Consider the following 16,876-nt stretch of genomic DNA (forward strand, 5'->3'; position numbering starts at 1 on the left):
ATCCTAGTACCTTCCCTGTTTTTCTGTGGCTTTATGTGTCTTTTTTTCAATCACTATGAATGAGCCCTGATCAAAGTCAACAAAAACAACATTAGACCACGAAAGCTTGTCTGAATTTTCAGCAAAGCCACTTATTACAGATGACGCGTTGCTTTTTGTGGCTTTTACACCTAGGACTGATGTTCGAAATGAGTACGCCTTCAGAGCAGCAATCGATGAACCACCGAACAACAAACCAACGAGAAGAAGAAATCCTCCGCGAGCTGTATCGCACGGGAGGATCTTGCCGGGTTAGCGTTCTTGCGAATGCCCTTGGCGTGACGCTGGAAACCATCCGCCGCAATGTACGCACCTTGGAAGAGCGCAATATCGTGCGCAAAGTTCACGGCGGCGTGCATCTGGTTGAGGACGTTCAGGAACCCACCTTGAAAAGTCGCCTGGACACCAAAGTCGATGCCAAGGAAAAGCTTGCAGCGAAGGTTGCCGACATTATCAGCGACGGCGACTCTCTGTTTCTGGATATTGGCTCGACCACGGCCTATGTGGCCAAAGCTCTGCGCGACCATAGTGATCTGTTTGTCGTAACCAATTCCGTTTTTGTGGCGCAAACCCTGGCGAGCCGAAACAACAATCGCGTCTTTATGGCCGGAGGAGAGCTGCGCGCCCACGACGGAGGCGCCTTCGGGGCAGAAGCACAAGATCTGGTGCGACGCCTGAACGTGCGGTTTGCAATCCTCTCCGCCGGCGCTGTGAACGGCGAAAATGGCTTCATGCTGCATGACCTGCAAGAGGCAAATCTGGCGCGCCTCGCCATCGACAGCGCGCAGGTTCGGGTGATTGTGACCGACAGCGAAAAGCTTGGAAAGCGGGCGCCAGTTACATTGGAGAAGGCAAACAAGATCGACCTGCTGTTCACCGACCAGACACCGGAGCAATCCATTCAGGACATGCTGAACCGCAATGACATCGAGCTCGTCGTTGCGGATTGATCATGACCAGCGCGCAAAAAGCACGATTTCATAAGCCGCCCTCAGCATTGCCTTTGCCAAAACTCTCCGCCGGTGAGCGCGACCTACGCCGCAATCTGAGGGCAAACATCGCTTTGACACTTCTTTGCGAAACGTAAAATCCGCACGAAAGACAGCGCAGCTGGGCGCTGCCACATCACCAGAGGCCGCAGCCCTAATTTACAAAGCTGCTCGCGACCAACGCCTACTCCCCAGACGACGGCCGGACAAGTCACGCCCCAAACGTGCACCCCTTATGCAGTTTTAAATTTCTCAAAACCGCCCCCCCCCGACGCGCCCATCCCGCCCCTCAAAAATCCAGCCGCGCGCCGCTTTCGATTTTCGAAACAACCGCAACCTTCCCCAAGAACAGCACCACTTCAAAGTCGTCAAGTTGTTGTTTTGTTTTGGAAATTTTTAACCTCTTCCCTCCCATCTAGGGAAAGATTACCCGGCAAGAAACGCCGCTTCGGTACATCTGTTGCACTATTCAAGGACGCAGCCCGAAGATGCAGAAACGCATTTCAACTTCCGCCGATCTGGCATTGCACGGTGCCCCGCCCGCGATGCCAGCCCCCGTCCACGTGGGACGCCCCAATGTGACCAACCGCGAGAATTTTTTGTGGCACGTGGATGATATTCTGGATCGCAACTGGCTCACCAACAATGGGCCAAAGGTCTGCGAACTTGAGCAGCGGTTGGCCGACTACTTAGGTGTGCGCCACTGTATTGCTATGTGCAATGGCACCATCGCCCTAGAGATCGCCATTCGCGCCACCGGCATGACAGGTGAGGTCATCCTGCCGTCCTATACCTTTGTTGCAACCGCGCATGCCGTCTCTTGGCAGGGGCTGCGGCCCCTGTTTGCCGACATCCGCTTGCAGGATCATTGCATCGATCCCGAAGCCGTGCGCCGCGCCATCACGCCGCAAACAACGGGCATTGTGGCCACCCATCTTTGGGGCGGCACCTGCGATGTCGACGCGCTGCAGGACATCGCCGATGAACATGGGCTGAAACTGGTCTTTGATGCCGCCCATGCCTTTGGCTGCTCGCATGGCGGACAGCGGGTCGGAAGCTTTGGCAACGCCGAGGTGTTCAGCTTTCATGCCACCAAGTTCTTCAACAGCATTGAAGGCGGCGCCGTCACCACAAATGACGATGCCCTGGCAGAAAAGATCCGCCTCATGCGCAACTTTGGTTTCGCAGGGGTCGACAAGGTCATTCACCCGGGCACCAATGGCAAAATGACCGAAATCAACGCCGCGATGGGTTTGGCCAATCTGGATTCCCTGACCGAGGTCATGGACACAAACAAGGCCCGCTATGCCGCTTACCGCGCCGCGCTTGACCCGATCCCTGGCCTACGTCTGGCGGAAATCAACACCCGTGAAGAGCGCAACCACCAATATGTGGTGCTGATCGTCGAAGACAGCTTCGCGCAATCCCGCGATACGCTTTTGGCCGCTTTGACAGCAGAAAACATTCTGGCCCGCAAATACTTCTGGCCGGGATGCCACCGCATGGAACCCTATGCGACCCAGCAACCCGATGCAGGTCAGGCATTGCCCATAACAGAGGCCCTGTCTGAACAGGTCATCGTCCTGCCAACCGGCCCCACCTTGCCAATGGAAACCATCGGTGTGGTCCGTGATGTCTGCCGCGTGCTGGCCTTTGGCAACGCCGCGCAACCGCGCCACCCCGGCCGCGCGCAGCGAAAGAATGTGGCCTGAGCCCCAAATCGGCCCCACCTAGAAAGAGGTGTTCCAGAATGGAACAAAAGAAAATCGTATATGCAGTCTTTGGCACCGGCGGTTGCGGCCGAGAAGTCATGCCCTTCACCAAGGCCTATATTACAAGCCGTCATGCGGACCTGAACCCTGCCGACATTGGACTGTGTTTCGTGGAAACCGAGCCCGCACAAGATCAGATCAATGGCTACCCCTGCCTCAGCGAGGCTGCGTTTTGTGCGATGGAATGCGAGGCCAAATTCTACCACATCGCCATTGGGAATTCTGCTGCTCGACAAGCGGTTTCCGAACGCCTCGCCCAATTCGACTGTCGGCCGTTTTCAAGCTATGCGCCCTCTGCGATTGTCTATGACAACAACCAGATTGGCGAAGGCGCGGCGATTTGTGATCATGTGATGATCACATCCAACGTTCAGATCGGCCGCTTCTTTCAAGCCAACATCTATTCCTATGTGACCCACGACTGCAAAATCGGGGATTTTGTAACCTTTGCTCCGCGCGTGTCCTGCAATGGAAATGTCGTCATCGAAGACCACGCCTATATAGGGTCCGGCGCTGTGATCCGCCAAGGCACCCGCGAAAACCCGATCGTAATCGGAACGGGCGCCGTTGTTGGGATGGGAGCTGTGGTGACCAAAAGCGTCCCCCCGCACACAACAGTTGTGGGTAATCCCGCAGCAGAGCTGAAGCGTGCGCCGTCCAAACCGCGGGGAACCCCCTTGTGAACGCACGACCAACCCACTGATACAAATGACTTATACTCGCTTTCCATTCAAATACAGGCAACCAGTTCGGATGCCAAACCGCACGGAGCTTATGGCACAATGAAATTTTGGCACATTATTCACGACGGCAATCACCTCGTCAGCCTCGCCAAGAATTTGGCCGATATCGACACCACAGATGATCATGACATCCAGGCCCTGTATTCCAGGGGCCATCAGAAAAGTTACATCGACAAGGCCCAGGAAATTTTTGCCAATGTTCGCCCGTTCGACGGGCGCCTCAACGTGGGGCCGCAGGACGTGGTGGTTATTCACGGCCTCTTTGGCCAGCCCATGGCGGATCTGTGTCAGGCGCTGTTCAAAAACAAGATCAAAACCGTTTGGTGCATGTGGGGCGGCGATCTGCATATGATCGCCCCTTTGGAAGGCGGGTTTGATCTGCTCAACTCCTTCGATTGCATTATCTCATACACCGGGGAGCTTGCCCTTTATCCTGAGATCATTGCGCCCGAAGTCCAAGGTGCGGTTCACATTATTGACGGCACCGCCAGCGACCCATCAATTGAGAAGGAAAAGCTGATCCTGATCGGCAACTCAGGCGATCCGTCCAACGATCACCTTTACCTGCTGGAACTCGCCAGCAAATTCGAAGGCTACCAGCTGTGGCTGCCCTTTGCCTACAATGGAACCGAAGAATACAAAGCGCAGATTCTTGCCAAAGCCGATGAGCTGGGCGTCCTCGAACGTCTGACCCTTCAGGAAGACATGCTCCCGTTTGAAGAGTACAGCAACCTGATCGCGCGCGCCGAAATGATCTTTGCAGCCCACAACCGCCAGCAGGCACTGGGTACGATGGGGCAGGGTTACCTGAGCAATTGCCGGGTGTTTATGCGCAAGACAATTTTGTCGAAGGCCGGCAAAACGATGGTCAATCCCGGCTACCTTCAGATGCTCAGTTATGGCTGGGTCAGCGTGGCCGACATCTGCGATCTGGAGCAGGACGTCCACCGCAAGGCAATTCTGGAGAACCCGGATTGGAAAAATGAGTTCGCCGAAGTCAGCTCGCAATCCCACATTGCCAGATCCAAGGTGTTTGACCGCGTCAAACGTGTCTGCTTCCCCTCACAGAGCTGACGCCAAAGCGCAGTTGCGGATCAGGGACGGTTTTAGCAGCCCCCTGCCCGCAACCGAGCAGAAATCCCCCCCCAAAGCTGCAGCTTTTTCAAAACCACTGCCCCCTCGTGGGCCTTCAAGACATTTTGAACGACTTCCGTTTAACAAAAACATGCCAGAGGGAGAAATTTCTGCGACGGAAACGCGATCCCTCCAGCGTGGAACAATGGTCGCCCTAATGTTGCCGCGAAAGCTGTGTAGCCAATCGGGCATTCAATTCGGTCCCCTGCACAGGGGCGAAGTGGTTTAAAACGGGCCGCAAGAGCAGCCCGAAGAACGAGAAGGTAGAACAATGTCCCTTAGAGAGGCTTTCCGAAGCGCCAGAACAGGTTTTGGTCGCAAAGAGTTTCCGATGCAACAGAAGAAGGAACTGAAGAAGCTCAACCTCGACAGCAAAGGCGTTTGCCAGGGACTGTGCATGGCACATGCCGCATTGCGTAAAATCGGTGAGAAAACCCGGATCAAAGACGACCAAGACTTCGGGATGGACGAACTGTTCGCCTATGCCAACAAGGCCCAACAACACTTTGAGACTATCGGCAACCCAGACGATCTGGCGAGCGTCGGCCGCATGTATCAGCACCTCGGAAAACACTTTGATCTCAAGATGAAAACCATCCGAGAGTATAGTTGTGGCAATGACGACGTTCAGAAGATGTATGCGTGGGCGGCGCAACGAAAGCCGGGTTATTTCCAAGTCCTGCTGCCGAACCATGTGGTGTCCTTCCACATCACCGACGATATCATCAGCTACTTCGACCCGAATTGTGGTTCTGTAAAATTCGCAGGCCTGAACGACCTCTCAACGTTCCTGAACTTTTACCACACACACCCGCAGTTTCGAAAAGAGTATGGCTTGGGTGAGGCGCTACCGTCTTCGCGCCCGATTTTCCTCGTTGGGCTTGAATAACCTTTACGGTTGCCTTGAATGTGCAGGCGGTTTTCCCGCCTGCAGCACAAGACAGACCTCCGCATTGGCCTTGCGGGGATCACCCTGCCATGCCCCCCACCTTTCGCTGCGGGAACGAAACAGGTGCTTAGCCCCTCGGCTGTCGACATCGTTTCAGATTGTCTGTTCAGATCAAAAAATGGACCGCCGGGTGCAGCGGTCCATTATAACTTTCACACGCAGAGCTTACGCTGACTTGGCGAAACCGCCGTTGTAGTCTTCGCTTTTCCGCCGGATCTGAGCGTGCTGGACAACGCGCTCCCGTGCGATGCCGCGGAACTCTTCAAGCGACGCATAGCCATGGCGGTCCAGATAATCTGTCATGTCCTCACAAAGCTCTTGGATAAGCTTCACACCGACGCCGCCGCTGCCTTTTTCTTCCATCGCCGCAGTGCAGACCTGAAGGTTGCCCGCGCCGTGAACGATAAAATTGAAAGCTTCGCGGAACCCACGAATGCCACCGATCCCGGAAATTGCTTTGTCCGGGTATGCTTTGTGGAGATCATTCACCCGCTTCAGCGCTTGGTGCAGGATCGCCAGGCCCCCTTGACCGCCGGGGGTGACCAGGCCGTCGACTTCGACCTCGAATTTCATTGTTTCCGGGTCCATAAGAGGCAGCGACGGAAAAGTGTTGCAGGTCGAAATCGCCGCCGCACCCGCGTCATAGGCCGCACCCGCCGCGTCCACAATGGTCGAGGCAGACGGTGTCAGCTTGACCCAGATCGGAACGTCCACAACGCTGGTAACCGCCTCAAGAACAGACCGGATGATCGCTTCATCATTGGCAACATGCGCGCCCATGTCCTTGCGGTCCATGTGCGGGCAGGACAGGTTCAGCTCTAGCGCGTCGCAGCCAACGCCAACAACAGCGGTCGCGAGCTTTTTCCAGTTCTCCAGTTCTTCTTCGCTGCCGGTGCCAGCCATGATCGAAGCAATCACCATGCGATCAGGATAGGTGGCTTTGATCTCTTCCAGATCCGGCAGCCATTGCTCCAGCGGTTGGTCCGAGATCAGCTCCCAGTTCCAAGACGAATGCGACACCGTGTCCGGGCGTTTCATCCGCGACACGTAAGGCTTGGCTTCGCTCGTGCGTTGATAGATCGTCTTCGGCCCCGCAACGTTTTCCACCGGGTGCAAGCCAATCGTCTTGGTGACCACACCACCCCACCCAGCCTCAAAGGCCTTGAGGATCTTGCGCTTGCTTTCGGTCGGCGGTGCGGAGGCAAGAATAAACGGGTTTACGAACTTCAGACCGGTGAAGTTGGTTGCTAGTTTGCTCATCGTGGCGCTCTCTTTTTTGACTACTTGGTCAAATTTGAGCCCGAGAACAAACTCCAGTCAACAGCCTTGCGCGCAACACAGGCAAACAAACTCAATTCTACCGCCCGATGACGCGGAGTTTGCCTAGAAAATAGGAAGCCGCGGCACGGAACCGTCGAAAATCCCGAATTTTCGCATTCCACCCCAAATAGAATGAAACCGTCTTTGTGGGGTCTGGGTGAAAAAGGCCCATGACGGCTGATCCAGACTCGCCATCGGACCCATCGTGCACCGGCCAAAGTTCTTATCGCCGGGTAAACTTCCCCTCTGGACATATCTGACAAAAACACTAGGTTCGCGCCAACTTCGACAAAGCCAGCCCGCCGCAAGCAATGTCTCCTCTTTTTAGAAGGTACATGCGAATGCGCAACAAACGGCTGTTTATGACATTGGCGGCTTTGGTCACTGCCGGCGCGGTGTCCTCTCTCGCCGCTCAAGAGGTGATCGTCCCGACCTATCGCGGTGACGCAACCGTGGTCGGGATCCCTTCGAAAATTGTGGCATTGGATATTGCCGCAGTCGACACGCTGGATGCGCTTGGGGTGGAACTGGGCGGCGTTCCAGACAAGCTTTATGTTGATTATCTTGAGGATGTCGCAGCAAAGGCGCAGTCTGTTGGCACCCTGTTCGAGCCGAACTTCGAAGCGATTGCGCTAATGGGCCCCGACCTGATCGTCGCTGGAGGCCGGTCGTCTGACCAATACGAACCGCTTCTGGACATTGCGCCCACCATCGACATGACAATTTGGGGCGATGATCATGTCGCCCAATCGCTGCAGCGGCTCAAGAGCTTTGGTGAAATCACCGGCAAAACCGCAGAAGCCGCCGCAGTCAAAGCCGCGTTTGACGCCAAACTGGCGACCGCACAAGCAGCAGTGACCGGCAAAGGGTCTGCGCTGATTGTTCTGACCAATGGACCCAAGATCTCGGTCTATGGCGAGGGGTCCCGGTTTGGCTGGCTGCATTCGGCCGTCGGCCTGCCGGAAAACGTCCAGAATGTTGACGCGCAGACCCATGGCGAGGCGATCTCTTTTGAATTCATTGCAGAAGCCAACCCCGATTGGCTGATCGTGATTGATCGCGCTGCCGCGATTGGCCAAGACAACCAATCTGCCAAGGCGACGTTGGACAATGCGCTGGTGGCGCAGACCACTGCATGGTCCAAAGGTCAGGTGATTTATCTGAAATCGGCCAATGTGTATGTCGCAGGCGGTGGCATCCAATCGATGATGTACACGCTTGATGACCTGATTGCTGGGTTTGGTCCCGGTGCCTAATACGACCGTTATGTCTGCGGCAGGGGGCGGCGTTGGCTGGCCCCTGCTTGGGGTGTTCGTGGGGCTGTCTGGCCTGACGGGCCTCAGCCTTTTTGTCGGGGTGCAGTCCCTGTCTTTGCCCGCGCTGTTTCAGGACCCCGAAGCGCTGCAGCTATTGATGATCAGTCGCCTGCCCCGCACGCTTGCCGCCCTTTTGACCGGCGCGAGCATGGCGGTGGCCGGTGTTATCATGCAGCTTTTGGTGCGCAATCGCTTTGTAGAGCCCGGCACCACTGGCACCAACGAAGCCGCCATGCTGGGGTTGCTGGCAGTGACCCTCTTGGCGCCGGGCTGGCCATTGTTTGCCAAAATGACCGTGGCGGCCGGAACCGCGCTGCTCGGCACCTTTGGTTTTATGCGGCTCAGCCGCCATTTGCCGCCGCAGCAACCCCTCTTGTTGCCTTTGGTGGGGCTGATCTATGCTGGGGTTCTCTATGCCAGCGCCACCTTCATCGCCTATCAGACGGATCTCATTCAATATCTGGGGACCTGGATGGCGGGTGAGTTTTCCGGCGTGCTTGCAGGCCGTTACGAACTTTTGTGGCTCGCTGGATTCCTGTCGATTGTGGCCTATTTTGCAGCGGACCAATTCACCCTCGTCGGGCTGGGTCGCGGCCTGAGCCTGAGTCTGGGGCTGCGGTATGGGCAGGTTGTGGCACTTGGCGTTGCCACCGTGTCCATGGTGTCTGCGCTGGTGATTGTGACAGTGGGCACGTTGCCCTTTGTGGGGCTGGTTGTGCCCAATGTTGTATCCCGGCTGATGGGCGACAATCTGCGCCAAAGCTTGCCTGTTGTTGCAGGTCTGGGCGCTGGAATGGTGCTGGCCTGTGACATTCTGGGCCGTGTCTTGCGCCACCCCTATGAAATACCTGCGGGGACGATTTTTGGCATCCTAGGTGCGATTTTGTTCCTCTGGATGCTGCTGGGGCGCGGTTCAAATGCCTGATAAGCGATTGATTGCACTGGGCGCCGCAGTTCTTGCGGCCTCGGTCGTTTTCCTGTTTTGGGGCGGCGCGTGGCGCTCTGCTTATGTGCTTGAACTGCGGGGCATAAAACTCGGTGGGTTGATCTGTGTCGGCACCGCCGTCGGCATCGCCACGGTCTTGTTTCAGACCCTGAGCAACAACCGCATTCTGACCCCGTCGATTATGGGCTTTGATGCGCTCTTTATCTTAATGAAAACACTTGTGGTCTTTGCCTCAGCCGGGGTCGCGGTCCGCACGATGCCGACAGAGCTGGTTTTCCTGACAGACACGCTGTTTATGATTGGGGCCACGCTTGTGATTTTTCTGTTGGTCCTGCGGCGTGCCCGGCAGGATATCCAGTTGTTGATCCTTGTGGGCGTCATATTTGGCCTGCTGTTTCGGACCCTTGCAGGGTTTATGCAGCGCCTGCTGGACCCTTCGGAATTTGCCATGGTTCAGGCCAATATGTTTGCCCAGTTCAGCGGCATTGACCGTCAGGCCCTTTTCATTGCCATCTGCTTGATGATCTTGGTGGTTTTCTGGTTGGCCAGCAAACATCTGGTGCTCGATGTGATGGCATTGGGGCGCGGGCCTGCGTCCACACTCGGGGTATCTTATGACAGGTTGCAAGTGCACATGCTGATTGCCATTGCCACGCTGGTGGCGGTTTCAACCGCGCTGGTGGGGCCGCTGGCCTTTCTTGGGCTGTTGGTCACCGCCCTGACCCATAGCCTGATGCAAAGCCATCGACATGCCCTGCAATTGCCCGGCGCCGCACTGATGGGCTGCCTTGTGCTGATCCTTGGCCAGACCCTGTTCGAGCGGATCTTGAAGCTGGACTCCACCTTGGCGGTCATCATCGAGTTTTGCGGCGGCCTGTTGTTTCTTGCGCTTCTGGCAAAAGGAAAAGTCAAATGATCCAGATTGACACGCTCAGTCACCACATCGCCGGAACGCCGGTCTTGTCGGACATCTCTCTGACCCTGCCGCAAGGCAAGATCACGGCGCTCATCGGCCCCAATGGTGCTGGGAAATCTACATTGCTCAATGCCATTGGTCGCCAACTTGAACCGCAGCAGGGCAATATCACCATAAGCGGGCAGAACCTGCGTCGCTTTGCGCCGCGCGACCTCGCCTTTCAGATCGCGGTGGTGGCCCAGCATCTGAATGTGGGAAGCCGCATCCGGGTGGCCGATCTGGTTGGTTATGGCCGATGGCCCCATGCCCAAGGCCGCCTCAGAGCGGAGGACCGGGTCATGATTGACCGCGCCTTGATCCAATTTGACCTGCAAAACCTGCGCCACAGGTTTCTGGACGAATTGTCCGGCGGACAGCGGCAACGCGCCTTTATTGCGATGGCCTATGCTCAGGACACCAATTGGCTGCTTCTGGACGAGCCATTGAACAACCTTGACCTGAAACACGCCCGTAGTCTGATGGCCAAGCTGCGCGAGCTGGTGGACACTCAAGGCAAAAGCGTGGTGATCGTTTTGCACGACCTGAACTACACGCTTTCCTGGGCAGATCACGTCGTGGCCATGCGAGATGGGCAATTGGCTTTTGCCGGCCCCACCTTGGACGTTGCGACAGCAGATGCGCTAAGTGATTTATACCAAACAGATATCAACATTGCGCAAACAGATCGCGGCACGCCCCTTGCCCTCTATCATCGCTAAACGGCCCCTTTTGCGGCCAAATTCACGCAATCCGATTACAACCCTTAATCCTTAGTAAAATACTATTGATTGTTTCTTCGAAGCTTCCTAAGAGGTCTTCGGCTTATTTCAGGCAAGCCAGGTTCTTTCCCCCGCCATGCCAGACACTCACCTTTACGATGTTAGGTAAATCATGGCTCGGAATCGATCCCATCTCTTGCCGGGGCTGCTTTGTGGCACGGCACTTACGCTTTCCTTCTCTACAGTTGCGCTGGCCGAACATGACCTCGGCGTTTCAGTCCTGGACCCCATTATCGCGGAAAAAGAAGACCCGCTTTATGGTGCCGCGGACCGGGCGACGGCTGTCTATGTGGCCGAAGCCGAAATCGAGCGCGCGAGCCTCGGTGATCTGAAAGACCTGTTTGCTGGTCTGGCCTCTGTGTCCGTCGGTGGCGCTATACCTGTGGCCCAGAAGATCTTTGTGAACGGCGTGGATATGCTAAACCTCGCGATCAAGGTCGATGGCGTGTCGCAAAACAACCGCGTCTTCCACCACGCCAGCGCCAACGCCTTTGACCCCGGCCTGATGAAATCGGTTCGTGTCGATCCCGGCGTGGCCCCCGCCGATGCGGGCCCCGGCGCGCTGGCTGGCGGCGTGACCATGGAAACCGTGGACGTTGCCGACATTCTGGAAGACGGCGATAATTTCGGCGGCAAAGCGCGTTTTGGCTACTCTGACAACGGAAGCACCGCACAGGCTGCCCTGACTTTGGCCGCACGTCGCGAAGGCTTTGAAGTTCTGGCCTATGCCCGTCGCGCCACCGGCGACGACTACGAAGACGGCGATGGCAATGTGGTCACCGGCACCGAAGCCAAATTGTCCTCTCAGCTTTTGAAATTCGCCTATGAGTCCGCCGAGGGCCACCGGGTCGAATTTTCAGCCCAGCAAATGAAAGACAACGGGCTGCGCAATACCCGCGCCAACTTTGGCTATATGCCGCCGCGCGGTCCTTTCCCGGATTTGCGCGTTTATGACACCACCCGCCGGATTGCCTCCCTGCGTTATGAAAACACATTTGACAGCGGCCTTTGGGACCCGAGTGTGGTTGTTGGCTTCTCGGAAACTGATCTGAAAACAGAAGTGCCGTTTGGCGATGATGCACAATCCCGCACATTCTCTGTGACCGTTCAGAACGAATTCCACCTCAGCGAAAGCAACACCATCACGGCGGGTTTGGATTATCAGCGCAAGGACAACCGCTATAATGCGGATTGGGTCACCGAAGCCACCTCTGAGGAAAGCCGGAACATCGGCATCTTTGCACAGGCCCGCCTGGAGCCGACGGACCGTCTCAAGGTTTCGACTGGTCTGCGGGCTGACTGGCAGGACTTTACCGATCGCAATGGCGGCAGCCAAAGCCCGAACGGCATCAGTGGCAACCTGTCTCTGACCTATGATGTCACCGACTCCCTGTCGCTGCGGGCGGCCTATTCCACTGTCTTTGGTGGCATTATCCTCGAGGACAACTATCTGCTCGGGGACGCTTGGGATTATTCGGGGCTGACCGACGCGTCCCGTGGCCGCAACCTTGTGATCGGCGCCGATTTTGAGCAGGGCAACTGGACCTTTGGTGGCGAATTCTTCCGCACCAATATCGATGATGCGCGGTTCTCGACTTATGACAGCGGGCTGGCAGCCTACACCGCCAGCCACAACGACTTTGAAACCAAAGGCGTGAACATCGCAGCCACCTATGGCTGGGACAGCGGTTTTGCCCGCTTTACCGCAAGCCGGTCCGAGAACTACATCAATGGCGAAAAAGCCTCGAGCTACTATGTTCTGGACTACGGCGCACCCTTGGGCACCGTTCTGGCGCTCGAGGTTCAACAAGAGCTGCCGCAGTATAACCTCGTGGTCGGAGGATCGGTGGATGCCGCGCTCTCTTATGACCACGGCGCAGTCGAAGCGGATCCGGTTCAGAAACTCGACGGCTATCAGGTGCTCAACCTCTTTGCCGAATACACCCCGCCCTCTGCTCAGAACGTGACGATCCGCGCCTCGGTCGACAATGTGTTCGACACGCAATTTGCAGACCGCGCGACCTATGGCGCAGACTATGGCGGCTTCAACACCCTCAAAGAACCGGGGCGCACCGTCTCTGTTGTGGCGACTGTCAAGTTCTGATCCGGTCAAACGAGCACCCTCGTTCGAACCCACTACTCTATTTGACGGCTCCGTTCCGCGGGGCCGTCTTTCTTTTGGGAAACGGGTTAAACTTTGCTTTTTCCCGCAGGGCGCCATTTCCCGCCGACTGCCATTTTTCGCCTTTACCTAGTAAAATACTCATCTATAAGTCACCCACGCGCGACATGCCTCACAGAAGCTGCGAGTCGTGCCATGCCAGCACGCCACATCGCCTGCCAGTCTCCTTAAAATCAATTTGCATCAAAGCTATACGTCGCAGCCCCTGTGACGGACTGCACTGTGATGCACAAAGGGAGCTCGCTCGGATGACCGTCGCATTCACTTTGCCCTCTCACTGCCCCATGTGCGGAGCAGTGAGATGAGTTTTCAACGTATAGCTGATAAACAATCCCGCGCAGAACAGGCCTCTCTGCAAGCGCTGGTCAATGGGTTCCTGCGCGAAATCGATCCGGGTCTCTGGCTTCAATCTGAAGACGGGCCCCGTCTTCAGATTGAACTGCGCCATTGCAAAGCGGTTTTGTGCTTGGAGGTGCTTTATGCCTCTCAGACCGGCCCACATGAATTTGGTGGGATACGGGTTCTGGACCCTCTATCTGGCTCTCAGCGGGCCACTTCTGCGGTTCAGGCCCTGTGCCTGGTCGCCCAAGAATGCGCCGCGCGTCTGGGTCGCGATGCCGATCGGAAGTTACCAGAATTCCTGCGCTGCGTTTTCAACAGCAACGCAGAAATCACCGCGTTTATGGACCATGCCGCAAAAGATGCCGACCTTCGGGATTTTCTAACCGCAGAACAGAGCGTGGTCTTTGGCCATTGGTTGCACCCAACCCCCAAAAGCCGCGACGGGATGAGCAACTGGCAGCAAAAAACCTATGCACCGGAGTGGCAGGGACGGTTTCAGCTGACATGGTTTGCAGTTGATGCGGGCCTCTTTGAAGAAGACAGCGCAACCACTCCAGTTGACCAGATTGTCACGGATCTTCTGGGACAGGACAGCGCGTTTTCCCTTGCCCCAAATGAGCGGCTTTTGCCCCTGCACCCCCTGCAGGCTGAGGCGCTGCGCCTTGACCCCGAGGTGGCATCGCTTTTGGATCGTGGCGTGCTGCGCGACCTTGGCCCGGCCGGACAGGAATTCTTTGCGACCTCTTCCGTGCGCACGCTTTACGCACCGAATTGCCCCTGGATGGTAAAGTTCTCCATTCCTGTCCGTCTGACCAATTCTTTGCGGGTGACCAAACGAAGTGAACTGCGTGTCGGCCTGCTGATGGCGCGCCTGCTTGCGCGTCTGAACTTTGCCACCGACGTGCCCTGCTTCCAGATCCTTGACGATCCGGCCTATGCCAATGTTCGGATACCCCAACGACGCGAAAGCGGGTTTGAAACCATCTTTCGACAAAACCCGTTCCTGCAGGGCAAAAGCAATGGCATCGTGAATGTTGCCGCGTTGACAGCCGATCCGGCAGTTGGCGCGACAAGTCTGCTTGCCACCGAAATTCTGCGCCTCGCGCAAGCGGAGGGCCAAAGCCGCAGCACAATCGCCAGACGCTGGTTCGACGCCTATCTGGATTGCATGTTAGTGCCGCTTTTGACGCTCTATGACCGCCATGGCATCGCCGTCGAAGCACATCAGCAAAACGCCCTTCTGGATTTGTCCCAAGGCTATCCAGGGCGCGGGTTTTTCCGGGACAATCAAGGCTATTTTGTTACCCAAGAGGCACTGCCGCGGCTTGCTGCCCTGCAGCCTGAGCTTGCCGAGCTTGACGCGCTGGTCTTTGAGGCAGAGCACATTCATCAGCGGTTTGCCTACTATCTGTTTGTCAATCAGATCTTTGCTGTCATCCGGCGGCTGGGACGCGATGGCATCGTTCCGGAAACCACAACGCTGGCGCAACTGGCGCAGCGGCTTGATGATCTGGCACCGCACCTCACTGGCGCAGGGGCTGGTTTCATCGCCTATCTGCGCAGTAGCCCCCAACTGGCAACCAAAGCCAACCTGCTAACCCGCTTTCACGACATGGACGAACTGCAAACCGCAGCGTTAGAAGGGATGTTTATCGACATGCCCAACCCGCTTTGCCGTCAGACCATCACAATGCGGGAGGTTGAAGATGCTTGCCTCTGAAGCACGGCATTCGCCCGCCATGCAGCGCGTATTGCGCCAATTCTGCGAAGCGTTGCTGAGCGAGGGCTGGGCCAATCAGCTTTTGTTGGACCGCAGTGGCAGATTGTCCTGGACCTTTGGGTCGCTAGCCCTGCGCGCCAAAGGGCGGATGGGCGCCTTTGGACGCTTTCGCCTGAACGCGGACAGTCTTGAGATGCAGATAGGCACGCGTTGGCAGGTCGCCACCCTAGAGGCCATTCTTTCTACGGTGCCCTCAGAACACGCCCAACCGCTTCAACAAGACCTCGAACAAACCGCCCGGCTGACCGCCCTAAACGCGCGTTACCTCAGCGGGGAAGACCGGCGTGGCCTACCGCTGTTTGCGCTGGAAACCGCCCTTCACGAAGGGCACCCGTACCACCCCTGTTTTAAGGCCCGCAGCGGGTTTTCAGAGGCGGACCATTTGGCCTATGGGCCAGAATTTGGCGAACGTTTCCGCCTTGTTGCGGTTTTCTTTGACCGGGACCTCGCACTCGAGGCCCTGCCCCACACAGAGTTCTGGTCCAGTGAACTGGGAGAGGACGAGTGGCACCGCATCACAACCGCATTGCGCGACGGGGGACAGGATCCAGCGCAGTTTTCGCTGCTGCCGCTGCACCCATGGCAATGGGCGGCAGTGCAAGACCACCCGCTGCTACAACAATGGATTGCGCAGGGGCGTTGTCACGCATTGGGCCCGATCGGTGACAGCTACCGGGCCACACAGTCCGTGCGCACGCTGATGAACGCCCAAGACAGCAAACGCGCCCATGTCAAAACCGCCATGGCCATGCGCAATACATCTTCGTTGCGGACCCTGATCCCGGAAACCGTAGAGATCGCGCCGGTCATTTCGAACTGGGTGACACAAGTGATCGACAGCGACCCGCTGTTTGCCAATCGCTACCCGCTTCGGCTGCTTCCCGAATATGCGGGGCTCATCGTTGGGCGCGACACCGAACTCGCCGGTCATCTGGCTGCCATTTGGCGTCAAAGCCCCATGGCACTCGGGATCGAGGCGACAGAAATGGTGCCATTCAACGCGCTCTCTGTCATCGAAAGCGACGGCTCTCCGTTTATTGCGCCATGGGTTGACCATTTCGGGATCGAGCCCTGGGTCAAACGCCTGATCGAGGTGGCCGTTTTGCCAGTTTGGCACCTGATGGTCGCACATGGCATCGGGTTGGAAGCCCATGGCCAGAACCTTATCCTGCATCATAAGGACGGCTGGCCGACAGAGATTATTGCGCGCGATTTCCACGATGGGGTGGAATACGTGCCCGACCTCCTGTCGCGTCCCGACCTCTGCCCCGATTTGGGCGCGATCAATCCCGTGTTCGATCACGCCCCGCCCGACACATTCCACCGGCTGTCCTCGGCCGATGGGCTGCGCGAACTGGTGATGGATACATTGTTTGTGTTCAACCTCGCCGATCTCTCTGACCTTCTGCAACGGCATTGGGGATTTGCGGAAAGCCGCTTTTGGCAAATCGTCCGCGGCTGTCTGGACAGTTATGCAGAGGAACACGGGCTTCAGGCGCGGCAGGCGATGTTTGACCCGTTCAAGCGCCAGATCCACGCCGAAAGCCTGATCACCCGAAAACTGGACCCCACCCGAGACAGCTATCGCCATCTGGTCCCCAACAGCCTTTCCCTTGTAGAGGAGCATTGA

The 16,876-nt window shown here is 56.9% G+C and carries 13 protein-coding genes; 12 read left to right on the forward strand and 1 reads right to left on the reverse strand.

Translation table 11 applies throughout. The annotated features are described in order from the left end of the window. The first annotated feature begins 188 nt into the window (after window positions 1-188). From TRM7557_RS00500 to TRM7557_RS00520, 5 genes are all read left to right on the forward strand, one after another. Entirely contained in the window at window positions 189-989 is an 801-nt protein-coding gene (locus TRM7557_RS00500; RefSeq protein WP_235811365.1) for a DeoR/GlpR family DNA-binding transcription regulator, read from the forward strand. Window positions 990-1,516: 527 nt separating this feature from the next. Then, window positions 1,517-2,740, forward strand: a complete 1,224-nt coding sequence (locus tag TRM7557_RS00505) for an aminotransferase class I/II-fold pyridoxal phosphate-dependent enzyme (protein WP_058288263.1) — start codon at window positions 1,517-1,519, stop codon at window positions 2,738-2,740. 38 nt (window positions 2,741-2,778) lie between these two features. Continuing rightward, window positions 2,779-3,483, forward strand: a complete 705-nt coding sequence (locus TRM7557_RS00510; protein ID WP_058288264.1) for an acetyltransferase — start codon at window positions 2,779-2,781, stop codon at window positions 3,481-3,483. A 99-nt stretch (window positions 3,484-3,582) separates the two neighbouring features. Further along, the gene (locus TRM7557_RS00515; RefSeq protein WP_058288265.1) at window positions 3,583-4,617 is read left to right on the forward strand and encodes a TDP-N-acetylfucosamine:lipid II N-acetylfucosaminyltransferase family protein; all 1,035 of its coding nucleotides are present in this window, start codon (window positions 3,583-3,585) and stop codon (window positions 4,615-4,617) included. 391 nt (window positions 4,618-5,008) lie between these two features. After that, window positions 5,009-5,566, forward strand: a complete 558-nt coding sequence (locus TRM7557_RS00520; RefSeq protein WP_058288266.1) for a hypothetical protein — start codon at window positions 5,009-5,011, stop codon at window positions 5,564-5,566. 225 nt (window positions 5,567-5,791) lie between these two features. Here the strand turns inward: TRM7557_RS00520 and TRM7557_RS00525 are convergent, their stop codons facing one another. Then, a complete protein-coding gene (locus TRM7557_RS00525) occupies window positions 5,792-6,886 on the reverse strand; it encodes a tRNA-dihydrouridine synthase (RefSeq protein ID WP_058288267.1) in 1,095 nt (364 codons plus the stop codon). A gap of 395 nt (window positions 6,887-7,281) precedes the next feature. Here TRM7557_RS00525 and TRM7557_RS00530 point away from each other — a divergent pair, with 395 nt between their 5' ends. The 7 genes from TRM7557_RS00530 (at window position 7,282) to TRM7557_RS00560 (ending at window position 16,876) form a co-directional block, all read left to right on the forward strand. Then, window positions 7,282-8,202 carry a siderophore ABC transporter substrate-binding protein gene (locus TRM7557_RS00530; RefSeq protein WP_413081147.1) on the forward strand — a complete coding sequence of 307 codons (921 nt, stop codon included), beginning with the start codon at window positions 7,282-7,284 and terminating at the stop codon, window positions 8,200-8,202. 10 nt (window positions 8,203-8,212) lie between these two features. Continuing rightward, complete coding sequence (locus TRM7557_RS00535; protein WP_082626461.1) at window positions 8,213-9,187, forward strand: ABC transporter permease; 975 nt, start codon at window positions 8,213-8,215, stop codon at window positions 9,185-9,187. After that, a complete protein-coding gene (locus TRM7557_RS00540) occupies window positions 9,180-10,124 on the forward strand; it encodes an iron chelate uptake ABC transporter family permease subunit (RefSeq protein ID WP_058288268.1) in 945 nt (314 codons plus the stop codon). Before TRM7557_RS00535 ends, TRM7557_RS00540 begins: the two co-directional genes overlap by 8 nt. Next, entirely contained in the window at window positions 10,121-10,882 is a 762-nt protein-coding gene (locus tag TRM7557_RS00545; RefSeq protein ID WP_058288269.1) for an iron ABC transporter ATP-binding protein, read from the forward strand. The genes TRM7557_RS00540 and TRM7557_RS00545 overlap by 4 nt, the downstream gene beginning before the upstream one ends. 172 nt (window positions 10,883-11,054) lie before the next feature. Then, window positions 11,055-13,046: a TonB-dependent receptor plug domain-containing protein gene (locus TRM7557_RS00550; protein WP_058288270.1), complete on the forward strand. Its 1,992-nt coding sequence runs from the start codon at window positions 11,055-11,057 to the stop codon at window positions 13,044-13,046. A gap of 379 nt (window positions 13,047-13,425) precedes the next feature. Then, on the forward strand, window positions 13,426-15,186 hold the full coding sequence (locus TRM7557_RS00555) for an IucA/IucC family protein (protein WP_058288271.1): 1,761 nt from the start codon (window positions 13,426-13,428) through the stop codon (window positions 15,184-15,186). Next, entirely contained in the window at window positions 15,173-16,876 is a 1,704-nt protein-coding gene (locus tag TRM7557_RS00560) for an IucA/IucC family protein (protein ID WP_058288272.1), read from the forward strand. Before TRM7557_RS00555 ends, TRM7557_RS00560 begins: the two co-directional genes overlap by 14 nt.

The organism is Tritonibacter multivorans (genome assembly GCF_001458415.1).
In the GTDB taxonomy this organism is placed as follows: domain Bacteria; phylum Pseudomonadota; class Alphaproteobacteria; order Rhodobacterales; family Rhodobacteraceae; genus Epibacterium; species Epibacterium multivorans.